This window comes from Acinetobacter sp. P8-3-8 (assembly GCF_000214135.1).
In the GTDB taxonomy this organism is placed as follows: Bacteria; Pseudomonadota; Gammaproteobacteria; order Pseudomonadales; family Moraxellaceae; genus Acinetobacter.
This window is the reverse complement of sequence record NZ_AFIE01000097.1, coordinates 1-4,044: the sequence shown is the minus strand read 5'-3', so window position 1 is coordinate 4,044 and position 4,044 is coordinate 1. Positions and strand designations below refer to the sequence as shown.

Annotated in this window: 2 protein-coding genes; both read right to left on the bottom strand. The window is 43.7% G+C overall.

The features are described 5' to 3' along the window. Positions 1-3,564: tape measure protein (locus GGG_RS0118295; RefSeq protein WP_010117656.1), on the bottom strand; the 3,564-nt coding region annotated here is incomplete at its 3' end. Between the two features lie 77 nt (positions 3,565-3,641). Further along, on the bottom strand, positions 3,642-4,037 hold the full coding sequence (locus GGG_RS0118290) for a DUF4124 domain-containing protein (protein ID WP_029574711.1): 396 nt from the start codon (positions 4,035-4,037) through the stop codon (positions 3,642-3,644). Between the last annotated feature and the right edge of the window lie 7 nt (positions 4,038-4,044).

The following is a 4,044-nucleotide window of genomic DNA, read 5'->3' as shown; positions in this document are numbered from 1 at the left end:
AGCTGCGATGCTTTGAGCATCACCCGAGGCATATGCAAGTTGAATTGTCTTTTCATAGGCTTTCTGCAGGTCAGACTGTGTGGCTTGCCCGCTTTGACGCACAACATCAAAATCAGACAAGGCCATCTGTGCTGACAATCGAAGTTGTTCCTTTGTCTGAATACCAAGTCGTTTAAATGACTCGGTCACCGGATCAATGGCATCAGGTAGCTGCTGAGCCTGCAATTTGATTGCAACTAAACCCTGCTCGACCTGAGATGTTGAGATTTGACCTTGAGTGCCAAACTCCTGAAGTTTAGCTTTGGCCATATCAATTTCAGCCTGACTTTTAGCTGTTTCCAGCCATTTAAGCCAAGCTTCATAGGTCACACTGGCGGCTTGCTTGCCCTCAATGCCCAACTCTTTAAGTCCACTTGAAAAGTTATCTAGCTGGCCTTCTGTTTCCTTGAATTTTGCAGAAACTCGATTTAAAGAAACATCAAGATCCAGACCTAAAGCGTTTGCAGCTTTTCTGGCTTTATCAGCTGCATTTGCCGTACCCTCTGTTGCTTTAGTACCATCATCCATGGCTTTGACAATTGCTTTGCCAGCATTATCAAACTCAAGTTTTAAACCTTGAGCTGCAAGAGTAGTTTGTAGGGTTTTTTGGGTGGCTGCATCCGCTACTTTTTGAGTACCATCTGCTGCTGCAAGTTGAGCATTTACCCAATCTTGTGCAGCTTGAATCTTAGCCTCAGTGATTTTCTGGCTTTCAGCCTGATAGGCTTTTTCCTTGGTATCCAGTTCGGCAAGACCTTTTACAGCCTGATCAATTGCAGCCTGATTACCAGTTTTTCGTGCTTCATGGAGCTGCTGCTCTAACTGAATGCGCTCATCACTAATAGCCTTGTAGTCAGCCTTATGCTTTTCTTCTTGAAGCTTTAATTCATTAAGAGTTTTTTGGCTCTCAGCAACCCGTTCTTTATTTGCTTCATCTTCAGTCTGACGAATCTCTCGAATTGCTTCTCTTGTTGCAGATTTGCTTTCAAGTGCTAACCTGTTAGCCTCTCTACCATTCTTTTCGGCTTGTCTAAACAGAGCATCAGACGCATTTTGAGCCTGTGCAGCCAGATCATCGAATCCTAAGAAATCCAGTACGGCGGCACTAAGTGCATAAATACCTCCTGAAATAAACTGAATACCTGCAAGGAGTAGCTTCAAGGCAATATTTAGCCCAGTTGCAGCATCCGATACCACCCCTAGAGCAATTTTAAAAACATTGAATAAGGTCGTTAAACCATCGACTTCCTCTTTACCATTAAGGATTGCATTAAATAAAGGAGCTATTGAATCTAAGACAGATGTAAAAGCACTCCATGCGGTTTCAGCTATTCCCGCCATACTGGATATGACATTTTTAATTGTGTCGTATACGGCAGATAGTGTGCTTCTAATAGCCTCAATTGTAGATGGATCTATTTCCGAAAGCTTGTCTTGAAACCACCCTATTCCATCTGCTACATCATCGAAGAATAATTTTAGTATCCCAAGATTATCAGCAATAATTGATAGAGCATTTGCTACTGTCGCGCTCGATCCATTGGCCTGATCCATCTCACCAATCAGAATCTGCCATTGTGTAGAAATCTTCTGCAGTGCATTGCTGATAGTAGTTGGAAATTGATTGTAAGTTTCTTGAATCTGAGTGGCCTGACTTTGCAAAGCTTTAATAACACGCTCTGCTGAAAGCTCACCATTTTCCGCCATCTTGCGGAGTTCACCAGTAGTGACTCCCAACCCTTTAGCTAGAGCTTCAGCAAGACCGTAACCATTTTCCATCATGGAGTTGAATTCTTCACCACGAAGAACACCACCCTGCATGGCTTGGATGAATTGCTGTACAGCCGCTTCACTGGCCTGAGCTGAACCACCACCGATCTGAATCGCTTGCGTCACTGTTTTAGTCAGGTCTAACGCTTGTTGTTGCGTCATTCCCATTTCTTTGCCAACTGTATTCAGTCGGGTAAATAAATCACCTGTTGCTTGTAAGCTAGAATTTGTGGCAAGTGCTACCTGATGAACTCCAGCCATTGCAGAACTGAAATCACCACCTTCACGGGTAGCAATCTGAATACGAACAGAAAGGTTAGTGTATGAGTCGGCGGCTTCCGCAAGCTCACGGATACCCAGCCCAATGCCGACTGTAGCCATAGCACCAACAAGGGCATTTACTGCGAACTTCGCGCCGTCCATCCCCTTAGATAGGCCAGAAATACCAGAATTTGCCTTTTGAGCAGCAGGCTCAACACCATTTAATTCACTTTTAAGCTTTTCGATTTGCTGTTCGGTGATCTTGGTTACACGTTCTACTTCTTCAGCCGGCAATTTACTGTTAGCTTTAAAGTTTTCGAGCTTTCTGGTCAGATCGGCAATAGCATCATTAATCACGGACGGCGGTTTAATGCCTAATGCTTCATAAATTGCATGTCCGGCTTGCTTGGCACTACCGGATGCCTTATCTGTGCTTGTGGAAACGCCCTGCATTGCAGTGGTGGCTTTTACATTAAATTCGGAGAAGGCTGATTTAGTCAGATCTACTGCTTGCTCAAGACCTTTAACCTTGTCACCAGCTGCCTTAATCTCATTAAGTGTTACAGCTTCACTGCTTTGCTCTAGTGCCGAAAATGCATTTCTTGCTGTCAGTAATTCACGCTCTAGGGCATTAATGCTATTGGTACCAATGCTGCCAATACGTTCAATTTCTTTGGTACTGAGGCTTGCGCCGTCACCCATACTTTCAATTGCACGGGTGGCAGTCTGTGCTTCCCCTACTACGCCAGTTAGATCTACGGCGCTAAAACGTTGGACCTGGTTAATAGCTGATTGAGTGGCACCATCCACGCCTTTCATGGCATTAATCGCTACACCTTGGTAGTAGTTGAAGGCACTGGAGGCTTCGTTAATCGCATCTTGAATACTTAAAACGCGCTGCTTAGCAATCTCAATGTCTTGTAGGGTGCCATCAGTGCTTTGTAGACGAACCAACTCAGCCTGAGCGGCTTTCAGTGCCAAATTCAGTTCATTAAGCCCCTGCTCCCCAGCACTCGACATTGCACGGAGTTCACCAGCACTGATAGTCGATTTATCACCCAGAGATTCAATTTCTTTTGCGGCAGAGAAGAACTTATTGCCTAGCATTTCTGCTAACTGAACAGCGTCACTAGGAATGGCACTGCCGATTTCAAAACCAGCCTTATTGGCCTTGCTTGCTGTGTCTTGAAGCTCATTGCCTAAACCATCAATTTTACCAGCAGCCTCAATAGCTTGACCTTGTAGTTCACTAGCTGCTTGAGACACTTCACTTAACTTGCCTTTAGCCTGATCAGCTTTCTTTTGGAGGTCATCTGGTACAATTTTACCGACTTCTTTTGCTGTTTCTTCAGATGTTGTCTTAAGTTTATCCGATTCTATTTTTATCGCATCAAAGAGGGCTTTTGCGGTTTTCTCAGACTGCTGGACATTAGATACAAAGTCTTTAGTGTCGGCTTCCATGATTAATTTGAATGTTAAATTTTTACCAGACATGCTGACCTCTAAATTTTAGGCAATAAAAAACCCGCCGAAGCGGGTAAACTCAAGTGTTAATAAACCATTCCAAGGGGTTAATTTGAAATTGATGTTAATTTTCCATTTGTGAAATGCAGATATTTTGACCCGGAATAAGGTGTTCTATACACCCATTGCTCAAACTCATTTTTAGCTGTGGTTGTTGTGTTGACTTTATCTGGGTAGCCCCATGTTGATTTCTCAGCCTCGGACTTTGTCATTCCAATGCGCGGTTCTTTCCTCGCATCACGTTCGGCTCTTTCTTTTTCTCTGGTTGCTTGCTGTCCTTTGATTGCAGCTTGAGATTGCTGAACTCGCGCATTCAATTCTTTACCTGGGCAAGGCTTTCCCTGATAAACCGTTTTTCCGTTTACAGTGCAGGTATAAACCTCAGCAGCGAAAGAACTTTGAATCAATAATACCGACGTCATCACTAATAATAATTTTTTCACAATAACC